Consider the following 21,728-nt stretch of genomic DNA (forward strand, 5'->3'; position numbering starts at 1 on the left):
AAGCCGCCCATGCCCATCCAGCCAAGTGCTGTTCCTGACTTTCGTCGGTCAGTCGCTGCCGAGTTTCTCGATCGTCCCACCTTGCGTAGCGTTCTGAGCCAGCAGGTTCTCGAGTTGCTGGTCCCCTGGCATGCCGCGCTGGCGGGTGCCGGGCTGCCCGATGCCGAAGCGCTCATACTCAACATTCCTGCCCAAATTGCGTCCGGCCCACAGACCTACGATGCCTGGACACCCCGGCCACTGTTGGAGGTCATGCTTGAAGCATTGCACGCCCGTCAGCCACTGGCGTCGTTGGGGGCTGATGGTGGGGATTTCCTGCTGGCGGTCCGGGAGCCGTGGTTCCTGCGTGACCAGGCGGGTAACCCGTTGCCGTTCGGGACGATCTCGATCGGCGCCCAAATGGCTGCGCTGGATGACCTGCTGCTCATGCTCGCGGACAGCTTCTGCCAAGCGCAGGTCGATTTCTGGAAGGCGCCAGGCAGTCAGGGCGTAAGCCGTGACCTGTGGCTGCAGCACCTGCTCAAGAGGGCGTTGTTGCACAATTTGCCACTGCAGGGGCTGGACCAACAGCAACGTCAGTGTTTGCTGAGCCTGCTGAAGAATCACGGCGCCACACCTGCGGTATTTCTGGTCCAGGTGCAACTCGATAACGATGTTCAGTGGCTGCCCCACCTGCTGGTCATTGGCGAGTGGGACGAGCGCGAAGTGTTTTTGTGGTGCGCCCCCTCCAGCGTGGTGAAGGCATTTGACTCGCTCGATCTGTTTGCTGAAGCGTTAAGGGCCGAGCTTGCCGAGCATCAGCGCTTCGAAGCCATGGTGTGGCACCGCTATGAGCTCGAAGGCGACGTTTTTGCCCAGCAAAGCAGCCTGTTGCTGGAGATCATGCTCGATGACATCGCACGTTTGCGTTATGCCGCGTTGCCAGAGGGTTCGTTGCTTGAAAGGGGCTTTGCTGCACTGAGTGACCCCGCGCGCTGGTTCATCGAAGGTTACGGCCAGGCCAGTGATGCACAGATCGCGTTGCCACCAGGCCTGCGCCATGGCAGTGCGGAGAATGGTTTTGCCTATCAGCGGGGCGTGTTCGAACTGGCGTTGGCGCAGGCTCAGTCCGAAGGCGTTGGGGCGCTTGATGATGTGCTCGATTTGCGCAGTTTCACCCGGCGGGAGCTGCGCACGCTGATGCTTGCCGATTTTCCGCTCGAAGCCAATTATTTCCCGGATGACCTGCTCCTGCACCTGCCCACCCATGTCGGCTGGCCCGGTGGTGCTGGCGTCGGGCCGGGTGGTTGGACGACTGAGCCCCACCGCATGAGCTTGACCGAGTTCGCCATCGGTAATCTCTGGTCGCTTCATAACGCGCAGCTTACCGCCATCACCCATCGTGAAAACCAGTTGATCATGGACTGGATGAACGTCGACTACGTCAAGTCGCTGGTGCAGCGGGTCGACATCGGCAAGCACTACCCCGTCTACGTCGCGCAGAAGCTGGACGACCCCGCTACACAACCCGAGCGGATCAAACGCTTTGGCCGTGAATGGCGGTGTTCACTGCTGTTCAGCGCGCTCTATGCCCGCATGCAGGGCGAGCTGAGCGACGCCGGCTTGCAGTGCGTTACAGACTTTTGCCACGGCTACCTTGACCCGCAATTGCCAGCGCTGATGTTGATGCCGCTGGCCTTCAAACGCGGGGCGGGCGAGGTCGAGCCCGATACCGTCAGTGGCATGTATGTCCTGTTCGCCACGGAGCCTGCACGGGTTTTGCTGTATCGGCCGCTGTACAGCGCAAAGCCTCTGCTGGAGTTTGCCAGCCTGGACCTGATGATGGACGCAATCCGCAGGCCCGGGCCATTGCAGGACAGCATCCTTGCGTGGATGCCGTCGGCCTCGCGTGCCGTCTACGCCTATGGCGGCTTCTACGAGCCGCATTGGTCAGGGCCTATCCTGGACAGCCAGCTACTGCCTGCGCGAGGGTATCCGCCAACATTTGCAGCGCAGTTCTGGCGTGATGAGGTCGATGCAAGACTGTACAAGGCCAATCGCGACCTGTTGGTTGAGTTGGCTGACCGCGAATCGGTTTCCAACGCCGAGAGCCGCTGGGCGATTCTCGTTCAGGGGGCCTGGCTGTTGTTCGATGTGGTGACGTTGATCTTGCGTGGGCCTGTGGCCAGCGTTGCCTGGCTGGTCCAGGCCATTGCCGGGTTGCACAACGACCTGTCGGCCTTGCGCGATGGCAGTGCGTTCGAGCGCAGTACCGCTGTGGTCGACGTGTTGCTCAACGCTTGCATGGCCTTGATGCATTTGCGTTTACCGCAGTTCCCCCTGGGCGAGCCTGTACGCAACCTTCCCCGCCGGGCCGCAATGCCCGCATTGGGTGATGCAGAAGCACTGGTGGCGCCCATACAAGGCAAGGTCGCTGCGCCGGGAGTGCTGGCGCAACATGGCTCGACCCGTCTGGATTTTTCCTGGCGCGGCACTCAGGGGTTCAATGTGCTGTCGCCGCAGCAGCGCACCGTGGTGTTCGGCCTGCGCGTCGAGCAATCGCTGGAAGGCCTGGAACCGCTTGCAGAGGGGCCTGGCCGCGGGTTGTACCGCGTGGGTGAGCACTACTACCTCACGCTGGGTGATGGGGTATACCGGGCCACCTTTGAGGAGCAAGGCCTGCGCATGGTCGGTGCCGACGGTGCCATGGGGCCCTGGTTGGCGTTCGAGCACGGCCAATGGCGTGTGGATCGTGGTTTGCGCTTGCGTGGCGGCATGCCACGCAGCCGCCTTGAAGCCTTGAAAGAGGAGAACCGCAAGAAAGCCGAACAACTCAAGAACGAAGAGGCTGAATTGGCCCGCCATCACAATGCGTTGGCCGAAACCCTGAACAGGCATCGCGACCTGCTCAATGAGAAGGACGAGCGCATCGCGGTGCTGGAAGCGGTGACTGAACCGGACGAGCTGACCCTTCGCGAGCTTGAATTGACCCGGCGTCTGCGCAAGCAGATCAATCTGAAAATCATCTACGAAGTCAAAGGCGTGGTCGAGGCTTCACTCAAGCATGAGCAAGTGGTCAACAGCCTGTACAACATGCGCCACGACGATGCAGCCTACAGCATCGCCCTCACCGCGCAGCGCAGCCTGATCCGCCAGAGCCTGATCGAGAATATGTCCATCTTCTACAACGAGACGGCCATGATCATCAATGCAGAGGACCTGGAAAACCTCGCCCAGCAGCTTGTCATCCACCCAGAGAGTGAGGCCGAGATCAGCCAGTACCTGCAATTTCGCTCTGCCTTGGAACAGGTCATCAAATGGGAGGTGGATCTGGTCGACATGTCCCGGTTGCTGGACACGCTGCTCGAAGAAACCCTCAAAGACGACACGTTCGTGTTCAGGAACGAAGACACGCAAGCGCGCATCAACAAAGGCCACGAGCTCAAGAGCACCATCGAGGCGCGGCGGTTGTCGGCCATCGACCTTGATTTCCGTCTGCTTCAAGACCTGGCCGAAGCCAGCCTGGAAAGACGGGCCGATGTTGAGGAGCGGGTGTTATCGCAATACCTCGACTACCTGGCCGGCGACAGCCTGAAGAGCGCGGGCAACGCGCATGGCGACCTGGCGGGAAGCGAGCTGTCGCTGGCCGAGCGGATCGAGGTGTTGACCGGCATCCTGGAGGGCTATGAGGAGGCTGCGGCAATGGCCGACTACCTCGGCAGTGTGGGCGGCGCGGCGATCAGGCAGGAGTCGCTGCAACTGTACAAGAAAACCTTGCACGGGTTGCAGCGCGCTGCCCAAGGCGACCTCGCCCAGGCAGTGCGCGAGCACGAACTCAGCGAGCCCGCCCCACCGCGTCCAACGGTCTATGCCCCGCGCGGTGGGCGGCGCCAGCTGGTCAGGACTCACCGCGGGCGCAAGGTACTCGCTCAGGAAGTCGAGGTGGATGGTGTCGCCCTCGTCCAGCAACGTGATGAGCGTACCCAGCATGTACTCAAAACCTTCCACCAGCGTGGTGGCGAGTGGGTCGAGGATGCGCCGCAACCTACAGAGTCAGAGCCGCCATTTTCCCCACTGGAACCTCGCCTGGCGCGCAAGCGTGCACAGGCCCTGCTTGCAGAGGTCGAACGGATCATCAAGCTGGCCAGAAGCTTCTTTCAGGCAGAGCAGCCCAACAGTCTGGCCACGGTCATCGACGGGCACCTGGACAAAATGCGCAATGCCCTGAGCACGTTGCCAAGGATGAGCCCCGAAGATGCCTTGTTCGAAAATCTGGGTGAGGGCATCGAGCGCTTGCAGGCTACCCGCCGCGACCTGTTGACCGGTATCTATCTGTCCACCGATCACCCCGACGCCCGGAGCCTGCAATTTCTGCTCGACAACCACCAGGTCACTGTCCAGCGCGCCGGGCCACGCAAGGCATTGGCAGCAGGTGACTACCTGGATGTCTACGAGGTCAGGCGCCAGCCGCGGGCCGGCCAGGTTCAGGGTGATGGGCTGTGGGAGGCGCACTTCCACTACCCGGACATCGGCACCCCGGGGCGGCAGTTCAGCAAAGGGCACCTGAAACTGTGGGCGCAGCGCAAACTGGGACGCCTGGCGCAACTGCGGGCTGCGACCAGCGGCGAAGACCTGGTCGCTATTTACCGGGGAGATTTACGCCTGACCCAGGTGGAGGGGCTGATCCCCTTCGACTGAATGGCTCAGCGATTGCTGTAGCGGCCGTGCTTGCCATGGGCAGGCATGGCCTGATTGCCGCGTTCTGCAATCATCTGTGCCAGTGTTACCAACTCGATGCCCTGGCTGCGCAGCCGGGGCATTTCCTGTTCCAGCACCTGCAGGGTTTGCGGGTAAGGGTGCCCGATCAGCACCGCCGAGCCTTGCCGACGTGCCAGTGCCACGCCTTGCTGCAACTGTGCGGTGATGGCCTCTGTGGTACGGACGTCGTCCAGAAACACGTCACGCGAGACTTGCCCAAGGGCCTGTGCCTGGGCCTCGGCGGCAGCGACGGTGGCAGCACTGGTGCGGCTGTCCACGAAAAACAGATGCCGCCGCTGAAGTTCACCCATCAGCCAGGTCATGGCGCTACGCTGGGCGGTCATGCGGCTGCCCATGTGGTTGTTGATGCCGGCGGCGTAGGGCACCTTGGCCAAGGCCGCGTCCAATCGCCTGGCGAGCTCTGGTAGGGCGATCTCCGGGTGCCAGGCATAGGGCCCGGTGGCGGGGTCCATGGGCATGTGCAGGATTACCGTCTTGCCTGCCTGGTGCGCCTGGCGGGCGAACTCGGTGGCGTGTGGGGTATCCGGCATGATCGCCATCGTCACAGGGCCAGGCAGCGCGAGCGTCCTGCTGTCGCGCTCGGTGCTCTGGCCCAGGTCGTCGATGATGATGCTCATGTAGGCCTTGCTGGCCGGGGCCGCGTGGGCACATGCGGCTGCCAGGCACAACAGCACGGGCAGCAGATACCGCAGCGGATGAATCATTTGCCGGAGGTGATGTTCAGCCCCTTGAGCAGGCTGAGCGCCTGGCTCAGCTGGAAGTCATCGTCCTGCGGGCGCTCCTTGCGCTTGCTGCTGCCGGTCGGGCGGTCAGCACCACCGTTGCCGTTGCCCAGGTGGCCCTGCAGGTCGGCTTCCTTGAAGTTCTCGGTATCCGCCTCTGCGGTGAGCTTGGCCGGGCGCACTTCGATGTCCGGGACGATGCCCTGTGCCTGGATCGAACGGCCATTGGGGGTGAAGTACAGCGCGGTGGTGAGCTTCAGGGCTCGGTCGTTGGCCAGCGGCAGCACGGTCTGGACCGAGCCTTTTCCGAAGCTGTCGGTGCCCATCAGCACGGCGCGTTTCTGGTCTTGCAGGGCGCCGGCGACGATTTCCGAGGCCGAGGCGCTGCCGCCGTTGATCAGCACTACCAATGGCACGGCCTCACTGGCATCGGCCGGGTCAGCGGAGAAGCGCAGTTCGGAGTTGGCGATACGGCCTTTGGTGTACACGATCAGGCCCTTGGTCAGGAAGTGGTCGGCCACTTCCACCGCCGACTGGAGCACGCCACCGGGGTTGTTGCGCAGGTCCAGCACGATGCCGCGCAGTTTCTTGCCATTGTCCTTGCGCAACTTGGCCAATGCTTTGCCCACTTCGTCCCCGGTCTTGACCTGGAACTGGGTGATGCGGATGTAGCCGTAGTCGTTTTCCAGCAACTGGCTTTTCACGCTCTTGACCTGGATCACGGCACGGACCAGGTTCACATCGAACGGGGTGCCGCCGTCACGTACCAGGGTCAGGGTGATCTTCTCGCCGACTTTGCCGCGCATCTTGTCGACCGCTTCGGTCATGCTCTGGCCACGGGTCGGCGCACCGTTGATCTTGACGATCAGGTCGCCAGCCTGCACGCCAGCGCGCGAGGCGGGGGTGTCATCGATGGGCGAGACCACCTTGACGAAGCCGTCTTCCTGGCCGACTTCGATGCCCAGGCCACCGAACTCGCCACTGGTGCTTTCCTGCAGCTCCTGGAAGTCCTCGGGGCCAAGGTAGGCCGAATGTGGATCGAGGTTGCTGAGCATGCCTTTGATGGCGTTCTCCAGCAGCGTCTTGTCGTCTACCGGCTCGACATAGGCCGCTTTGATGCGGTCCATGACCTCGGCGAAGGTGCGCAGCTCTTCCAGTGGCAGCGGCGCCCTGGCGGTCACCTCGGTGGCTGGCACCGCGGCAGGCTTGGCCGGCGCCGGCTCGGCAGCGATGGCCAAAGGCATACCAGTCGCCAGGGCGATGGTCAGGGCCAGCTGGGTGAGACGAGGCGAGTGCAGCATGTCGAACGAACTCCTGATCCTGTAGGCGCTCCTTGGGGAGCATCGGCCCAGCGTGGGACGCCAGGCCGTAAAAAAGTGACTAGGGTTGAAGCTTAACCTCTGCACCACTGGGAAGGGTCGGTGGGCCGGCCCTGCTGGCGGATGGCGAAGTACAAGCCGGCGGCATCCTGGCCGCCGCTGTCGCCAACGGTGGAAATGGCCTCGCCGGCCTTGACGATGTCTCCGGCGCTCTTGAGCAGGCTCTGGTTGTGGCCGTACAGGCTCAGGTAACCATTACCATGGTCGAGAATGACCAGAAGTCCAGCGCCGCGCAACCAGTCGGCGAATACCACGCGCCCGCCGTGCACGGCGCGTACCTGGGTGCCGGGGTTGGCGCTGATCATCACACCGTCCCACTTGGCTCGGGCATCGCTGCCACGGGCTTCACCGAAACGTGCCAGCAATCGACCATTGACCGGCCACGGAAGTTTGCCCCGTGCGGCAGAAAAAGCACCGCCGTAGGTTGTGCTGTCGCTGGACACCAAGGGGCCGAGGGTAGTGCGCGCCTTTTTTGGTGGTTCGCTGTCCTGCTGTGCGGTCAACGCTTGCTGCTGTCGGCGCTTCTGGGCCTCCTGCTCGGCCAGCAGGGCCTTCTTGCGCGCCTCCTCGGCCTCCCGGGCCTGGCGGGCCAAGGTTTCCTCGATGGTCTTGAGCACCTTGGCAAGGTCCGCCTGGTCCTGTTCACGGGCCTGCAGCTTCTTGTCGCGGTCTTTCATGTCACTGTTGAGCTTGGCCAGTACCTGCTGACGTTTGCCACGCTCGGCTTCCAGGGCCTGGCGGCGGCTGTCGAGGTCGGCGCGCTGGGCCAGCAACTGTTCTTGCTGGCGGGAAATGTCCTGTTCGACATTGGCCAGCTGGCGCAGGGTTTCGTTGAAGGCACGCAGTTGCTCCGTGCGCGCCTTGCTCAGGTAGTCGTAGTAGCTGAGGGTGCGGGCGAACTTCTCTGGGTTCTGCTGGTTGAGCAGCAGCTTGAGGTATTCCTCGCGGCCATTGTTCTGGTAGGCGGAGCGCGCCTGAATGGCGATCAGTCGTTGTTGTTCAATGCGCGAGCTCTGGAGTTTTTTTTTCTCGGTATCAAGGCGCTCCAGCTCGCCCTCGGTCTTTTTTAGTTGTTGCTGCAGAGCCTCCACCTGCTTTTCGAGGTTGCCGATGTCGGTCTCGGTGGCTTTGAGGTCTTTCTGCACGCCGGATTTTTCTTCCTGGAGCTTGCCCAGCGTCTTCTTGAGCTCGGCGATGTCCTGGCGGGTGGCGTCCAGTTGTTGCTGGGTCTGAGCGCGCTCGTCGGCGAAGGCCGGGCTGAGCAGGCAAGACAGGGCTAGGAAGATCAGGGCGCGAAGCATGAGGTTGGGCGTACCAAGGATGGAGACTGGCCTAGTATGCCCGCCCGGGCCTGCAAAAAAAACGCCTCACGGCGTCAGCGGTAAGTTTCAAGCTACAAGCCGCAAGAAAAGCGGGTGTTGGGTCAATACCGGTAGTCAAGCGCTTTGGGGCCGCTTTGCATCGCCGGGCTTGCCGGCGATGGGCTGCGTAGCAGCCCCAAATAGCGAACTGCCTGGCACAAGACTCCAGGCTTTCTCTTGCAGCTTGCAGCTTGCAGCTTGCAGCTTACCCGTCGACCAAAATCGAGCTACCCGTCATCTCCGCAGGCTTTTCCAGCCCCAGCAGCTTGAGCATGGTCGGCGCCACGTCGGCCAGCACGCCGCCCTCGCGAACCTTGACCTGGCGTTTGCCGACATAGATGAAAGGCACCGGCTCGGTGGTGTGGGCCGTGTGCGCCTGGCCGGTGCACTCGTCTTCCATCTGCTCGACATTGCCGTGGTCTGCGGTGATCAGCGCTTCGCCGCCCACCTTGTCCAAGGCCTCGACGATGCGACCGACACAGCCATCCAGGGCTTCGACGGCCTTGACCGCGGCTTCGAACACGCCGGTATGGCCGACCATGTCACCGTTGGCGTAATTGACCACGATCACGTCATAGCGCTGCTGCTCGATGGCCTCGACGATGCGGTCGGTGACCTCTGGGGCGCTCATCTCCGGCTGCAGGTCGTAAGTGGCGACTTTCGGCGATGGGATCAGAATGCGCTCTTCGCCTTCGAACGGCTCTTCGCGCCCCCCGGAGAAGAAGAACGTGACGTGTGCATACTTCTCGGTCTCGGCGATGCGCAGTTGGGTCTTGCCGTTCTTGGCCAGGTACTCACCCAGCACGTTGTTCAGGCTGGCCGGGGCAAACGCCGCAGGGGCGGGGATTTTCGCCGAGTACTGGGTCAGGCCGATGTAGGCAGCCAGTTTGGGCAGGCGGGCCCGTGGGAACTCGTTGAAATCGGCTTCGACGAACACGCGCGACAGCTCGCGTGCGCGGTCGGCGCGGAAGTTCATGAAAATCACGGCATCGCCATCTTCGACCTTTACCGCTTCGCCGATACGTGTGGCCTTGACGAACTCGTCGCTCTCGCCACGCGCATAGGCCGCTTCGAGCCCGGCAGTGGCGCTGTCTGCGGTGTGTTCGGCAACGCTGTCGACGATCAGGTTGTAGGCAGCACTGACGCGGTCCCAGCGGTTGTCGCGGTCCATCGCGTAGTAACGGCCGATGAGGCTGGCGATACGGCCTTTGCCGAGCTTGGCAAAGGTCGAATCGAGCAGCTCGATGGACGACTGCGCACTGCGTGGCGGGGTGTCACGACCGTCGAGGAATGCGTGCAGGTAGATCTTTTCGGCACCACGCTGCGCGGCCAGTTCGGCCATGGCAATCAGGTGGTCCTGGTGGCTGTGGACGCCGCCGTCGGAGAGCAGGCCGAGAATGTGCACGGCCTTGCCGGCACCTGCAGCCTGGTCCACCGCGCCTGTCAGCACCGGGTTTTCGAAGAACTCGCCGTCGCGGATGGCCTTGGTCACGCGGGTGAAGTCCTGGTAGACGACACGGCCGGCGCCCAGGTTCATGTGACCGACTTCGGAGTTGCCCATCTGCCCGTCCGGCAGGCCGACATCCATCCCCGAACCGGAAATCAGGCCATGCGGCGCTGTGGCGCGCAGGCGATCATAGACCGGCGTGTTGGCGGCGTAGATGGCGTTGTATTCGGGGCTTTCGCTGTGGCCGAAGCCATCCAGGATGATCAGGACCAGGGGTTTGGGCGTACTCGTCATCAATCAAACTCACGGTTGTTCAAAGATGATAAAGACACGCATTTTAGGGCAAATGCGCCACCTGCGGCGAATATTCGTCCTGTTCCCTGACCAGCGTGGCGCCCGCAGCAACATGAAGGTAGCTTCCCCGCCGGCCTGTCGGGCTTTGGCGGTGTTAGGGGGCTGTGTATACTGGCCGGCATTTTCAATCGCCTGGAACACCGCTGATGGTTGCTCACCTGATTCAATTCGCGACAGATCACTACATCCTGGTTGCGATCTTCGTTGTTCTGCTGGTCCTGCTGCTGCTCAATGAAATCCGCCGCGGCGGCCAGAGCCTGAGCAATGGCCAACTGACCGCCCTGGTCAACGCCGAGAAAGGCCTTGTCATCGATATCCGCCCTGCCAAGGAATACTCCGCCGGCCACATCGTCGGTGCTGTGAACATCCCGCAGGACAAGGTCGCCACTCGCATGAGCGAACTGGACAAGCACAAAGAGAAGACCCTGATCGTCGTCGACGCGATGGGCCAGCAGTCCGGCACCATCTGCCGCGAACTGCTCAAGGCTGGTTACAACGCCGCCAAGCTGAGCGGTGGCGTTTCCAGCTGGAAAGCCGATAACCTGCCCCTGGTGAAGTGATATGAACGACGTCATCGTCTACTCCAGCGACTACTGCCCCTACTGCATGCGCGCCAAGTACCTGCTCCAGAGCAAGGGCGTGGCCTTCGAGGAAATCAAGGTCGACGGCCAGCCGCAGGTGCGCGCCGCGATGAGCCAGAAGGCCGGCCGGACTTCGGTGCCGCAGATCTGGATCGGCAGTACCCATGTCGGTGGCTGCGATGACCTCTACGCCCTGGAGCGCGCCGGCAAGCTCGACGCGCTGCTCAAGGCCTGATTTGCACTGCATTCAAAAACATTAGGATAAGGATCTGCCATGACTGACCAACAGACCAACGGCGCAGCAGCCGAAGACAACAGCCCTCAGTTCTCCATGCAGCGTATCTACGTGCGCGACCTGTCGTTCGAGGCCCCGAAAAGCCCGCAGATCTTCCGTCAGACCTGGGAGCCGAGCGTTGCCCTGGACCTGAACACCAAGCAGAAAGCCCTGGAAGGCGACTTCCACGAGGTGGTGCTGACCCTGTCGGTAACCGTCAAGAATGGTGACGAAGTGGCGTTCATCGCCGAAGTTCAGCAGGCCGGTATCTTCCTGATCAAGAACCTCGACGCCTCTTCCATGAGCCACACCCTGGGTGCGTTCTGCCCGAACATCCTGTTCCCGTACGCCCGCGAGACCCTGGATAGCCTGGTGACCCGTGGTTCGTTCCCGGCCCTGATGCTGTCGCCGGTCAACTTCGACGCCCTGTACGCGCAAGAGATGCAGCGCATGCAGGAAGCCGGCGAAGCGCCGACCGTGCAGTAAGCGCGGCCGGTATCGAAAAGCGCCTCTCGGGGCGCTTTTTTGTTGCCTGTTCGGGCCTCATCGCGGGCACGCCCGCTCAGGTGTGGCGTCAGGTGTTGAACAAGGCCGGCGCCAGCACCAGTACAGGCACTGCATCAGCTCCCGGCAAACCCTTGCTGGCGCCACGCCTCATACACCGTCACCGCGACAGTGTTGGACAGGTTCAGGCTGCGGCATCCAGGCCTCATCGGCAGGCGCAGGCGCTGTTCGGCCGGCAGGCTGTCCAGCACCTCGGTGGGCAGGCCGCGGCTCTCGGGCCCGAACAGGAAGGCATCGCCGGGCTGGTAGGCGACTTCATGAAAGGGGTGCGAGCCCTTGGTGGTGAAGGCGAACAGGCGAGGGTTGCCAAGGCTTTCCAGGCATCCGGCCAGGCTTTCGTGGCGCTTGAGCGTGGCATACTCGTGGTAGTCCAGCCCCGCACGGCGCAGCCGTTTGTCGTCCAGCTCGAAGCTGATCGGTTCGATCAGGTGCAGGTCGCAACCGCTGTTGGCGCAGAGGCGAATGATGTTGCCGGTATTCGGCGGAATTTCAGGTTGAAAAAGGATGACGTGAAACATGCACGGCTCCAAGCATGAAGATGGTGCACATTCTACCCCCGAACCCGAGTCGCGTTCGAAGGCCTTGCCGCGTGTGATGCTTTCGCTGGCGATCGTCGGCGTGATGGTCGGCCTGATGATCGGCCGCCTCACCACCCCAGAAGAGCGTGTGCTCGAGCAGGTGGAGGTGGTGCAGGATGGGTTGGACCTGTGGTTCAGCGACGAGCCGAAGCTGCATGGCGAGAATGTCGAGGGGACTGTCGCCGTACTGTTCCAGGCTCAGGGCAAGGCCCAGCGCGGGCAACTGATCCTGCAGGGCAAGCCGGTGAGCTGGCGTTTGCAGAAAACGGACGAAGGGTTGCTGCTGAGCGTGATTGCCGCGCGCCCTCTGCGGGGCGAATGGGCCGGTGCAGAGGACGCGGGGCGCTGGCGGGTGCGGGTGCGGCTGCACGAATAAAAGAGGGGATGTCCCGGCCTGCCTGTACCAGGGTCCCCAAAGCTTGCGTTACTGCGTGTAAAAGAGGGGATTCCCGGCCTGCCTGTACCGAGGTCCCCAAAGCTTGCGTCACTGCGTATAAAAGAGGGGATTCCCGGCCTGCCTGTACCGAGGTCCCCAAAGCTTGCGTTACTGCGTATAAAAGAGGGGTTCACCCGGCCTGCCTGTACCGAGGCCCCCGAAACTGGAGATGTAGTAGCTATTGCAGGTGGCGTGCCAGTTTTGAAAGTCCGGAAACATTGGGTTTCAGGGCGATCTGGCCGGGTTTTGAGGGGATTTGTGCCTTGGCGCGGTGCAGTTGGCACAGCTTCGGTGCATGGGCCATAAATGGCTGGGGCCGCAAAGCGGCCCCAACGGTGTCACTGATTCAGCGGGAAGTCAGTGCTCATCGCCCTCATCGTCATCCCCGCCATCGACGTTCATCCCCAGTTCCTTGATCTTGCGGGTCAGGGTATTGCGCCCCCACCCCAGCAGCACCGCGGCATCCCGGCGACGCCCGGCAGTGTGCTTGAGCGCCGTCTCGATCATGATCCGTTCGAAGCTGGGCACGGCGCTGTCGAGCAGGTTGGATTGCCCTCGGGCCAAGGCCTGGTCGGCCCATTGGCGCAGCGCCTGCTCCCAGTTGGTCACCGGTGCCGCGTCCTGCGGGAGGTTGAGCAGCTCGGGTGGCAGGTCGCCGACCAGCACTTCGCGGCTGGACGCCATGACGGTGATCCAGCGGCAGGTGTTTTCCAGCTGGCGGACGTTGCCAGGCCACGGCAGGTTGCGGATGAATTCTTCGGTTTCCGGCTTGAGCAGCTTCGGCTCGACGGCCAGCTCCTGAGCCGCGCGGCCCAGGAAGTGGCGTGCCAGTGCTGGGATGTCCTCGCGGCGGTCGGCCAGGCGCGGGATATGAATACGGATTACGTTCAGGCGATGGAACAAGTCTTCACGGAACTTGCCAGCCTGTACCAGTGACTCGAGATTTTGATGGGTCGCAGCGATGATTCGCACATCGACCTTCACGGGCACATGGCCGCCCACACGGTAGAACTCGCCATCGGCCAGTACACGCAGCAGGCGTGTCTGGGTATCGGCAGGCATGTCTCCGATTTCGTCGAGGAACAAGGTGCCGCCGTCCGCTTGCTCGAAGCGGCCGCGTCGCAAGTTGGCCGCGCCGGTGAAGGCGCCTTTTTCATGGCCGAACAGCTCCGACTCCATCAGGTCCTTGGGAATGGCGGCCATGTTCAAGGCAATGAACGGTGAGGCAGCCCGCGGGCTGTGGCGGTGCAGGGCGTGCGCCACCAGCTCCTTGCCGGTACCGGACTCGCCGTTGATCAGTACGGTGATGTTGGAGTGGCTCAGCCGACCAATGGCACGGAACACCTCCTGCATCGCCGGAGCTTCACCGATGATTTCCGGGGTACGAGCCAGGGCCTGGGGCACATCGAGGCCTTGCTGTTCCTGCGCATGCTGGTTGGCGCGCTTGACCAGCGAGACCGCCTCATCGACGTCGAACGGTTTGGGCAGGTACTCGAAAGCACCGCCCTGGTACGACGCGACTGCGCTGTCCAGGTCGGAATGGGCGGTCATGATGATGACCGGCAGACGCGGGTGTTGGTCGCGAATCTGTGCCAGCAGGTCGAGGCCGCTGGCGCCCGGCATGCGAATGTCGGAAATGATCACGTCCGGCTGTTGCCGGGCCAGGCGGCCCATCACCCCATCAGCGCTGTCGAAGCTCTGGGTGGTCATGCCCTCCTGTTGCAGGGCTTTTTCCAGGACCCAGCGGATGGAGCGATCATCGTCGACGATCCATACGGTTTCACTTCGGCTCATGAGGCGGTGGCTCCTTGTTCCAGTGGCAGGAAGATCGAAAAGGCCGTGTGGCCGGCGTGGCTTTCACACTCGATCAGGCCCTGGTGCTGGCTGATGATGTTCTGGGTAATGGCCAGGCCCAACCCGGTACCGTCCGGGCGGCCACTGACCATGGGATAGAAGAGCGTGTCTTGCAGTTCACTGGGGATGCCGGGGCCGTTATCGATGATCTCGACGCGGGCCACCAGGCGGTGGCGCACATGGCCGATGGTGAACTGGCGCATCGCGCGGCTGCGCAGGGTGATGCGGCCCAGGCGCAACTCGTTCTGCGAGCTGATCGCCTGCATCGCGTTGCGCACGATATTCAGCACCGCCTGGATCATCTGCTCGCGGTCGATCAGTACGTCCGGCAGGCTCGGGTCATAGTCGCGCACCAAAGTGATGCATCCTTGGCTTTCTGCGTCGACCAGGCTGCAGACCCGCTCAAGGACTTCGTGAATGTTGGTCATGGCCAGCGATGGCAGCTTGTTCGAACCGAGCATGCGGTCGACCAGGTTGCGCAGGCGATCGGCCTCTTCGATGATCACGTTGGTGTAGTCGCGCAGGCCCTCTTCGGGCAATTCCCGGGCCAGCAGTTGCGCCGCGCCACGGATGCCGCCCAGCGGGTTCTTGATCTCGTGGGCGAGGCCGCGGACCAGCATCTTGGTGGTTTCCTGCTTGCTCAGCTGGGCTTCTTCCTTGGTGATGCGCAGCAGGCGGTCACGCGGGTGTACCTCCAGCAGCAGCAGGGTGTTGCCCTGGTGCAAGATGGGTGTCACGGCATAGTCGACCGTGATGGTCTGCCCGGTCAGCGAGGTCAGTTGGGCTTCGCGCTTGGTGAACGGGTGCGCCTGTTCGACCGCCTGGCGCAGCGAGTTGAGCGCCTCGGACGATTCGGTGAACAGTTCACTGATGAACTGCCCATGGCTGCGCTGGCCACTCACGGCCAGGAGCATTTCCGCAGCCGGGTTCATGTACTCCAGGCGCAGCTCGGCGTTGAGCAGGAGCGTCGCTGTGGTCAGGTTGTCCAGAAGCAGACGGTGCTGTGCATCGCTGATGGTCATAAGGCGTCGTTGACCTCTTTTGGCGCTGGCGGGTCCTTGGTCGGGCCAAGGACGAGCGCGCTATGGATCCGCTGATGCCTGGAAAATGCAAGAAACAAACCAAGGCTCCGAAAAGAAGCGGAATTCTCTGATAAAGACCTGTAATTGCGCTTATTCGGAACAGAAGACGCTGATTTACCGTTTCACGTGACCTGTTTTGGTGTGATCGGCGGCGCAATGCGTGTCATTGCGCACCAATATAGAGCATAGCCGTGGCTAGTGTTCGACACACAGCTGTGAGGTGGCGCGCACCAGCGCCTGGTGGCGTAAAGGGTCGTTGGTGCGTCGCGCCAGGGCGCGGGCGAGTTCTTGCCTGCAGTCTGGGTAACGTTGCTGGTCAAACCGGGCCAGTTCGAACAGGAGCGTCGCCTGGAGTTGGTCCAGGCGGGGGCGAATCTGGTTGGCAAGGTCGAGCGGTTTAGCCGGCGGGCGTTGCCCTAGCATTGCCCAGCGATCGCGCAGGGTGTACTGGATCAGCTTGTTGGCTTCGATCTGGTCAGCGAAGAACGCAGCGGCGCGCTCAGGGCTCAGGTCGTAGTCCGGTGCCATCTGTTGGACACCTGACAGCACCTGCCGCTCGCGTTCGGGGGCCTCCACGGGCAGGTGGTGGTCCCATTTGTGTACCGCTACCGAGGTGGCCAGGTCCAGGCGCTGCTCGATACTGGAAAGCAAGGGCTGGAATTCTGGCTCAGAAGGTGATGATGCCTGGCAGCCGAGAAGGCCGAAGGTGATGGCGAGCACAAAGGTGGCGCGTTGCATGGTGATCTCCTGTGGATGGAGACCTGATTGTGGATTTGGATGGCGAGTTCTGCTTGTAGGATGCGTCCGATTCGGGCAGTCGAAAAACAAAAACGGCCTTCAGAAGAAGGCCGTTTTCGGTGATTTCATCGACGCCAGGCGCCGATCAGATCAGCAGCTGTAGTACAGCTCGTATTCCAGCGGGTGCACGAAGGTACGGACTTTGATCTCTTCTTCGGACTTCAGCTCGATGAAGGCATCGATGAAGTCGTCGGAGAACACGCCGCCCTTGGTCAAGAACGCACGGCCTTTATCCAGTTCTTCCAGCGCTTCTTTCAGGCTGCCGCAAACTTGCGGGATATCTTTCGCCTCTTCAGGCGGCAGGTCGTACAGGTTCTTGTCGGCAGCATCGCCTGGGTGAATCTTGTTCTGGATACCGTCCAGGCCAGCCATCAGCAGGGCGGCGAAAGCCAGGTACGGGTTGGCCGATGGGTCCGGGAAGCGCGCTTCGATACGGCGGGCTTTAGGGCTGCCGACGTAAGGAATACGGATCGAGGCCGAACGGTTACGTGCCGAGTAGGCCAGCATTACCGGGGCTTCGAAGCCTGGAACCAGACGCTTGTAGGAGTTGGTCGACGGGTTGGTGAAGCCGTTCAGTGCCTTACCGTGCTTGATGATACCGCCGATGAAGTACAGGGCAGTTTCGGACAGACCGGCATAGCCTTCACCGGCGAAGGTGTTCTTGCCTTCTTTCCAGATCGACATGTGCACGTGCATGCCCGAGCCGTTGTCGCCGTACAGTGGCTTCGGCATGAAGGTGGCGGTACGGCCGTAAGCGTCGGCTACGTTGTGCACGACGTATTTCAGGGCCTGTACTTCGTCAGCTTTCTTCACCAGGGTGTTGAACTTGACGCCGATTTCGTTCTGGCCGGCAGTCGCCACTTCATGGTGGTGAACTTCAACGGTCTGGCCCATTTCTTCCAGTGCGTTGCACATGGCAGTACGGATTTCGTGGTCGTGGTCGAACGGCGGAACTGGGAAGTAGCCACCTTTGACGCCTGGACGGTGGCCTTTGTTGCCGCCTTCCACGTCAGCGCCAGTCATCCACGAGCCTTGCTCGGAGAAGATCTTGAACATCGAGCCGGAGATGTCCGACTGGAACTTCACTTCGTCGAAGATGAAGAACTCAGGCTCTGGGCCGGCGAAGACGGTGTCACCGATGCCGGTGCTCTTGAGGTACTCTTCAGCGCGCTTGGCGATTGCGCGTGGGTCGCGATCGTAGCCCTGCATGCTCGAAGGGTCGACGATGTCGCAGGTGATGATCAGGGTCGGCTCTTCGGTGAACGGGTCCAGGACGGCGGTCTCGTCAACCGGCATCAGGATCATGTCGGAGGCTTCGATGCCTTTCCAGCCAGCGATGGAGGAACCGTCGAACATCTTGCCGACTTCGAAGAAGTCTTCGTCCAGGCCATCACGCGCTGGCATGGTCACGTGATGCTGAGTGCCTTTGGTGTCCGTGAAACGCAGATCAATCCACTTGACGTCATGATCTTTGATGAGTTGAACCGACTTCGACATGTTGTCCTCCGGATGGTCTAGAGCGCGGTGGGCCGCTGCCCTGGAAAAAAGGGTGTTGCCGGGCGCGGATAGTCGGCCAAGCTTACCTGCCTCACAAGGGAGCAAATTGCATGCCAGTGCCCGAAAATGGCGAGGCCGGGATAAAAAGGGGCGTTTACGGGCATTTGAGGCCGGGTTGTCGGGGAAAAGTGCACCCTTACGATGCGGTTTTTGTTACTGGCGCACCAATTGCGTGCACGGTTGGGGCCGTGTGCTTCCTTTAGGGGCTTCATCGCCGGTACGCCTGCTCGCACAGATCAGGCGCCGGTCGTGGGGCCTGCCGATGTCCCCCAGGCGCTGGCTTGCCGGCGATGAGGCCAGTACCGGCAATATAAATCCGACCTTCTGTACAAAAGTTGGTCAAATCCTGAGCAATTTCCGATATAATTCGCGCCCCTCATTTTTCGGCAGGCCCTGCGCGCGCTGTTAACCAATGAAACTTATCGTCAAAGTCTTCCCAGAAATCACCATCAAGAGCCGGCCGGTGCGCAAGCGCTTCATCCGCCAGCTCGGCAAGAACATCCGCAACGTGCTCAAGGACCTCGACCCTGAGCTCGCGGTCGATGGTGTCTGGGACAACCTCGAAGTGGTCACCCGCGTCGAAGACGAAAAAGTCCAGCGCGAGATGATCGAGCGCCTCACCTGCACCCCGGGGATCACCCACTTCCTGCAGGTAGAGGAATACCCGCTCGGTGACTTCGACGATATCGTCGCCAAGTGCAAGCAGCACTTCGGCCACTTGCTCGCCGGCAAGTATTTCGCCGTGCGCTGCAAGCGTGGCGGCCACCATGACTTCACCTCGATGGACGTCGACCGTTACGTGGGTAGCCAGCTGCGCCAGCAGTGCGGCGCCGCCGGCATCGAGCTCAAGCAGCCTGAAGTGACGGTGCGCATCGAAATCCGCAACCAGCGCCTGTACGTGATCCACAATCAGCATCAAGGCATCGGCGGCTACCCGCTGGGTGCCCTGGAGCAGACCCTGGTTCTGATGTCCGGCGGTTTCGACTCCACCGTGGCGGCCTACCAGATGATGCGTCGCGGCCTGATGACCCATTTCTGCTTCTTCAACCTCGGCGGCCGGGCCCACGAACTGGGCGTGATGGAAGTGGCCCACTACCTGTGGAAAAAGTACGGCAGCAGCCAGCGCGTACTGTTCATCAGCGTGCCGTTCGAAGAAGTGGTCGGCGAGATCCTCAACAAGGTCGACAACAGCTACATGGGCGTGACCCTCAAGCGCATGATGCTGCGCGGCGCTGCGCGCATGGCCGATCGTCTGGAAATCGATGCGCTGGTCACCGGCGAGGCGATCTCCCAGGTGTCCAGCCAGACGCTGCCGAACCTGTCGATCATCGACTCGGCCACCGACAAGCTGGTGCTGCGCCCATTGCTGGCCAGCCACAAGCAGGACATCATCGACCTGGCCAACGAAATCGGCACCGCCGACTTCGCCAAGCACATGCCTGAATATTGCGGCGTGATCTCGGTGAACCCGACCACCCATGCCAAGCGTCACCGCATGGAGCATGAAGAGAAGCAGTTCGACATGGCCGTGCTGGAGCGCGCCCTCGAACGTGCCAAGTTCATCTCGATCGACCACGTGATCGACGAGCTGGGCAAAGACGTGGAAATCGAGGAAGTCAGCGAAGCATTGCCAGGCCAGATCGTGATCGACATCCGCCACCCTGACGCCCAGGAAGACGAGCCTTTGGTGCTTGAGGGTATCGAAGTTCAGGTGATGCCGTTCTACGCGATCAACAGCAAGTTCAAGCAGCTGGATGAAACCCGCCAGTACTTGCTGTATTGCGACAAAGGTGTGATGAGCCGATTGCACGCACACCACCTGCTCAGTGAGGGACATGCCAATGTGCGTGTTTATCGTCCGGCATAAGACCCCAGGGCTGTATGGCGGCAGCATCCGCCATCGCCCTCCCGACCGCCGGGCCCGCTGAGCCTTTTACCTTCATATTGGCCGCCTAGACTGGCGGCAACCGAATCCTCTGATCGAGATACAGTTGTGATCGAAAATCTGCGTAACATCGCCATCATCGCCCACGTTGACCATGGTAAAACCACCCTGGTCGACAAACTCCTGCGTCAGTCCGGCACCCTGGAACGTAACGAGCTCAACGACGAGCGCGTAATGGACTCCAACGACCAGGAAAAAGAGCGTGGCATTACCATTCTGGCAAAAAACACCGCCATCAACTGGAACGGCTACCACATCAACATCGTCGACACCCCCGGCCACGCCGACTTCGGTGGCGAGGTTGAGCGCGTAATGTCCATGGTCGACTCCGTGCTGCTGCTGGTCGACGCCCAGGACGGCCCTATGCCGCAAACCCGCTTCGTGACCAAGAAGGCCTTCGAAGCCGGCCTCAAGCCGATCGTCGTGATCAACAAGGTCGACCGTCCGGGCGCACGTCCAGACTGGGTTCTGGACCAGATCTTCGACCTGTTCGACAACCTCGGTGCAACCGACGAGCAGCTGGACTTCAAAGTGGTCTACGCCTCGGCCCTGAACGGCATTGCCGGCCTGGACCACACCGCCATGGCCGAAGACATGACCCCGCTGTACCAGTCGATCGTCGACAACGTACCCGCGCCGGACGTTGACCGTGAAGGCCCGTTCCAGATGCAGATCTCGGCACTGGATTACAACAGCTTCCTGGGTGTCATCGGCGTTGGCCGTATCGCCCGTGGCCGCGTGAAGCCGAACACCCCGGTCGTCGCCATCGACACCAACGGCAAGAAGCGTAACGGCCGTATCCTCAAGCTGATGGGCCACCACGGCCTGCACCGCGTCGACGTCGAAGAAGCCCAGGCTGGCGACATCGTCTGCATCAGCGGTTTCGACGAGCTGTTCATCTCCGACACCCTGTGCGACCCGACTGCCGTCGAAGCGATGAAGCCGCTGACCGTTGACGAGCCAACCGTTTCGATGACCTTCCAGGTCAACGACTCGCCGTTCTGCGGCAAGGAAGGCAAGTTCGTCACCAGCCGCAACATCAAGGACCGTCTGGACAAAGAGCTGCTGTACAACGTTGCTCTGCGTGTTCAGGAAACCGATTCCCCTGACAAGTTCAAGGTATCGGGCCGTGGTGAACTGCACCTGTCGGTACTGATCGAAACCATGCGCCGTGAAGGCTTCGAGATGGCCGTGGGCCGTCCTGAAGTGATCATCCGCGAAGTGGATGGCGTCAAGCAGGAACCGTTCGAGAACGTCACCATCGACATCCCTGAGGAATCCCAGGGCAAGGTGATGGAAGAGATGGGTCTGCGTAAAGGCGACCTGACCAACATGGTTCCGGATGGCAAGGGCCGTGTTCGCCTGGAGTACAACATTCCAGCCCGTGGCCTGATCGGCTTCCGTAACCAGTTCCTGACCCTGACCAACGGTGCAGGCATCCTGACCTCGATCTTCGATCGCTACGACACCATGAAGTCGGGCCAGATGTCCGGCCGCCTCAACGGTGTACTGGTATCGGTCGAGACCGGCAAGGCACTGACCTACTCCCTGGAAACCCTGCAGGCGCGCGGCAAGCTGTTCGTCGAGCACGGCCAGGAGATCTACAACGGTCAGATCATCGGTCTGAACAGCCGTGACAACGATCTGGGCGTGAACCCGACCAAAGGCAAGAAGCTCGACAACATGCGTGCTTCGGGCAAAGACGAAGTCATCGCCCTGGTTCCGCCAGTTCGCCACACCCTCGAACAGGCCCTGGAATTCATCCAGGACGACGAGCTGTGCGAAGTCACGCCGAAGTCGATCCGTCTGCGCAAGAAGATCCTGGACGAAGGCGAGCGTACCCGCGCTGCCAAGAAAGCCAAGAGCTGAGTTAGCTCAGGCTGAATGAAAACGCCCCCGGTCGAAAGGCCGGGGGCGTTTTTGTTGTGCGCCAGGCATGGCGCGTTGCGCGTCAGCGCAACCCGCTTGGCTGTGGTGGCCGAGTGGGTGACTTGGAGGTGAAAGTCCTCTACACACCCGGCAAGGGGAAGTGTTAGCC

General features: G+C 61.7%; 16 protein-coding genes. 7 read left to right on the top strand and 9 right to left on the bottom strand.

Annotation, left to right across the window (positions count from 1 at the left end; translation table 11 throughout):
* Positions 1-9: 9 nt before the first annotated feature.
* The gene (locus tag JNA92_RS13630) at positions 10-4,677 is read left to right on the top strand and encodes a dermonecrotic toxin domain-containing protein (protein WP_241805161.1); all 4,668 of its coding nucleotides are present in this window, start codon (positions 10-12) and stop codon (positions 4,675-4,677) included.
* Between the two features lie 5 nt (positions 4,678-4,682).
* Here JNA92_RS13630 and JNA92_RS13635 read toward each other — a convergent pair whose 3' ends face one another.
* The 4 genes from JNA92_RS13635 to gpmI form a co-directional block, all read right to left on the bottom strand.
* The gene (locus JNA92_RS13635) at positions 4,683-5,450 is read right to left on the bottom strand and encodes a divergent polysaccharide deacetylase family protein (RefSeq protein WP_241805192.1); all 768 of its coding nucleotides are present in this window, start codon (positions 5,448-5,450) and stop codon (positions 4,683-4,685) included.
* Between the two features lie 8 nt (positions 5,451-5,458).
* Positions 5,459-6,781: a S41 family peptidase gene (locus JNA92_RS13640; protein WP_241805162.1), complete on the bottom strand. Its 1,323-nt coding sequence runs from the start codon at positions 6,779-6,781 to the stop codon at positions 5,459-5,461.
* A gap of 92 nt (positions 6,782-6,873) precedes the next feature.
* On the bottom strand, positions 6,874-8,160 hold the full coding sequence (locus JNA92_RS13645; protein WP_241805163.1) for a murein hydrolase activator EnvC family protein: 1,287 nt from the start codon (positions 8,158-8,160) through the stop codon (positions 6,874-6,876).
* A gap of 265 nt (positions 8,161-8,425) precedes the next feature.
* Positions 8,426-9,961: a 2,3-bisphosphoglycerate-independent phosphoglycerate mutase gene (gene gpmI / locus JNA92_RS13650; RefSeq protein ID WP_241805164.1), complete on the bottom strand. Its 1,536-nt coding sequence runs from the start codon at positions 9,959-9,961 to the stop codon at positions 8,426-8,428.
* Between the two features lie 206 nt (positions 9,962-10,167).
* On the opposite strand from gpmI, the gene JNA92_RS13655 reads away from it, so the two are divergent.
* The 3 genes from JNA92_RS13655 to secB are packed head-to-tail and all read left to right on the top strand — an operon-like array spanning position 10,168 to position 11,362.
* Complete coding sequence (locus JNA92_RS13655; protein WP_241805166.1) at positions 10,168-10,581, top strand: rhodanese-like domain-containing protein; 414 nt, start codon at positions 10,168-10,170, stop codon at positions 10,579-10,581.
* Position 10,582: 1 nt separating this feature from the next.
* Positions 10,583-10,837, top strand: a complete 255-nt coding sequence (gene grxC, locus JNA92_RS13660) for a glutaredoxin 3 (protein ID WP_241805168.1) — start codon at positions 10,583-10,585, stop codon at positions 10,835-10,837.
* A gap of 39 nt (positions 10,838-10,876) precedes the next feature.
* The gene (secB, locus tag JNA92_RS13665) at positions 10,877-11,362 is read left to right on the top strand and encodes a protein-export chaperone SecB (protein WP_012312355.1); all 486 of its coding nucleotides are present in this window, start codon (positions 10,877-10,879) and stop codon (positions 11,360-11,362) included.
* 134 nt (positions 11,363-11,496) lie between these two features.
* Here secB and trmL read toward each other — a convergent pair whose 3' ends face one another.
* Positions 11,497-11,958, bottom strand: a complete 462-nt coding sequence (gene trmL, locus JNA92_RS13670) for a tRNA (uridine(34)/cytosine(34)/5-carboxymethylaminomethyluridine(34)-2'-O)-methyltransferase TrmL (protein ID WP_241805170.1) — start codon at positions 11,956-11,958, stop codon at positions 11,497-11,499.
* Here trmL and JNA92_RS13675 point away from each other — a divergent pair.
* Positions 11,957-12,394: a hypothetical protein gene (locus JNA92_RS13675; RefSeq protein ID WP_241805172.1), complete on the top strand. Its 438-nt coding sequence runs from the start codon at positions 11,957-11,959 to the stop codon at positions 12,392-12,394. The two genes, trmL and JNA92_RS13675, sit on opposite strands and share 2 nt — an antisense overlap.
* A gap of 417 nt (positions 12,395-12,811) precedes the next feature.
* On the opposite strand, the gene ntrC is transcribed toward JNA92_RS13675, so the two are convergent.
* The 4 genes from ntrC to glnA all read right to left on the bottom strand — a co-directional run bounded on the left by ntrC (position 12,812) and on the right by glnA (position 17,685).
* Complete coding sequence (ntrC, locus tag JNA92_RS13680; protein ID WP_241805173.1) at positions 12,812-14,248, bottom strand: nitrogen regulation protein NR(I); 1,437 nt, start codon at positions 14,246-14,248, stop codon at positions 12,812-12,814.
* Positions 14,245-15,330 (bottom strand): nitrogen regulation protein NR(II), encoded by a 1,086-nt coding sequence (gene glnL, locus JNA92_RS13685; RefSeq protein ID WP_241805175.1) that lies wholly within the window; start codon positions 15,328-15,330, stop codon positions 14,245-14,247. The genes ntrC and glnL overlap by 4 nt, the downstream gene beginning before the upstream one ends.
* A gap of 255 nt (positions 15,331-15,585) precedes the next feature.
* Entirely contained in the window at positions 15,586-16,128 is a 543-nt protein-coding gene (locus JNA92_RS13690; RefSeq protein ID WP_241805176.1) for a chorismate mutase, read from the bottom strand.
* Positions 16,129-16,278: 150 nt separating this feature from the next.
* A complete protein-coding gene (glnA, locus tag JNA92_RS13695; protein ID WP_060480427.1) occupies positions 16,279-17,685 on the bottom strand; it encodes a type I glutamate--ammonia ligase in 1,407 nt (468 codons plus the stop codon).
* 472 nt (positions 17,686-18,157) lie between these two features.
* Between glnA and thiI the strand changes: the two genes are divergently transcribed.
* Together thiI and typA are read left to right on the top strand one after the other, a co-directional pair.
* The gene (gene thiI, locus JNA92_RS13700; protein WP_241805180.1) at positions 18,158-19,612 is read left to right on the top strand and encodes a tRNA uracil 4-sulfurtransferase ThiI; all 1,455 of its coding nucleotides are present in this window, start codon (positions 18,158-18,160) and stop codon (positions 19,610-19,612) included.
* A gap of 126 nt (positions 19,613-19,738) precedes the next feature.
* On the top strand, positions 19,739-21,559 hold the full coding sequence (gene typA, locus JNA92_RS13705) for a translational GTPase TypA (protein WP_241805181.1): 1,821 nt from the start codon (positions 19,739-19,741) through the stop codon (positions 21,557-21,559).
* The last annotated feature ends 169 nt before the right edge of the window (positions 21,560-21,728 follow it).

It is taken from the genome of Pseudomonas putida (assembly GCF_022627325.1).
GTDB lineage: Bacteria > Pseudomonadota > Gammaproteobacteria > Pseudomonadales > Pseudomonadaceae > Aquipseudomonas > Aquipseudomonas putida_X.

Bases quoted from the DNA above. Each gene is read 5' to 3' on its own strand.
- JNA92_RS13630 (WP_241805161.1), top strand. From the start codon at position 10: ATGCCCATCCAGCCAAGTGCTGTTCCTGACTTTCGTCGGTCAGTCGCT.
- JNA92_RS13640 (WP_241805162.1), bottom strand. From the start codon at position 6,781: ATGCTGCACTCGCCTCGTCTCACCCAGCTGGCCCTGACCATCGCCCTG.
- JNA92_RS13645 (WP_241805163.1), bottom strand. From the start codon at position 8,160: ATGCTTCGCGCCCTGATCTTCCTAGCCCTGTCTTGCCTGCTCAGCCCG.
- gpmI (WP_241805164.1), bottom strand. From the start codon at position 9,961: ATGACGAGTACGCCCAAACCCCTGGTCCTGATCATCCTGGATGGCTTC.
- JNA92_RS13655 (WP_241805166.1), top strand. From the start codon at position 10,168: ATGGTTGCTCACCTGATTCAATTCGCGACAGATCACTACATCCTGGTT.
- grxC (WP_241805168.1), top strand. From the start codon at position 10,583: ATGAACGACGTCATCGTCTACTCCAGCGACTACTGCCCCTACTGCATG.
- secB (WP_012312355.1), top strand. From the start codon at position 10,877: ATGACTGACCAACAGACCAACGGCGCAGCAGCCGAAGACAACAGCCCT.
- JNA92_RS13675 (WP_241805172.1), top strand. From the start codon at position 11,957: ATGCACGGCTCCAAGCATGAAGATGGTGCACATTCTACCCCCGAACCC.
- trmL (WP_241805170.1), bottom strand. From the start codon at position 11,958: ATGTTTCACGTCATCCTTTTTCAACCTGAAATTCCGCCGAATACCGGC.
- ntrC (WP_241805173.1), bottom strand. From the start codon at position 14,248: ATGAGCCGAAGTGAAACCGTATGGATCGTCGACGATGATCGCTCCATC.
- glnL (WP_241805175.1), bottom strand. From the start codon at position 15,330: ATGACCATCAGCGATGCACAGCACCGTCTGCTTCTGGACAACCTGACC.
- JNA92_RS13690 (WP_241805176.1), bottom strand. From the start codon at position 16,128: ATGCAACGCGCCACCTTTGTGCTCGCCATCACCTTCGGCCTTCTCGGC.
- glnA (WP_060480427.1), bottom strand. From the start codon at position 17,685: ATGTCGAAGTCGGTTCAACTCATCAAAGATCATGACGTCAAGTGGATT.
- thiI (WP_241805180.1), top strand. From the start codon at position 18,158: ATGAAACTTATCGTCAAAGTCTTCCCAGAAATCACCATCAAGAGCCGG.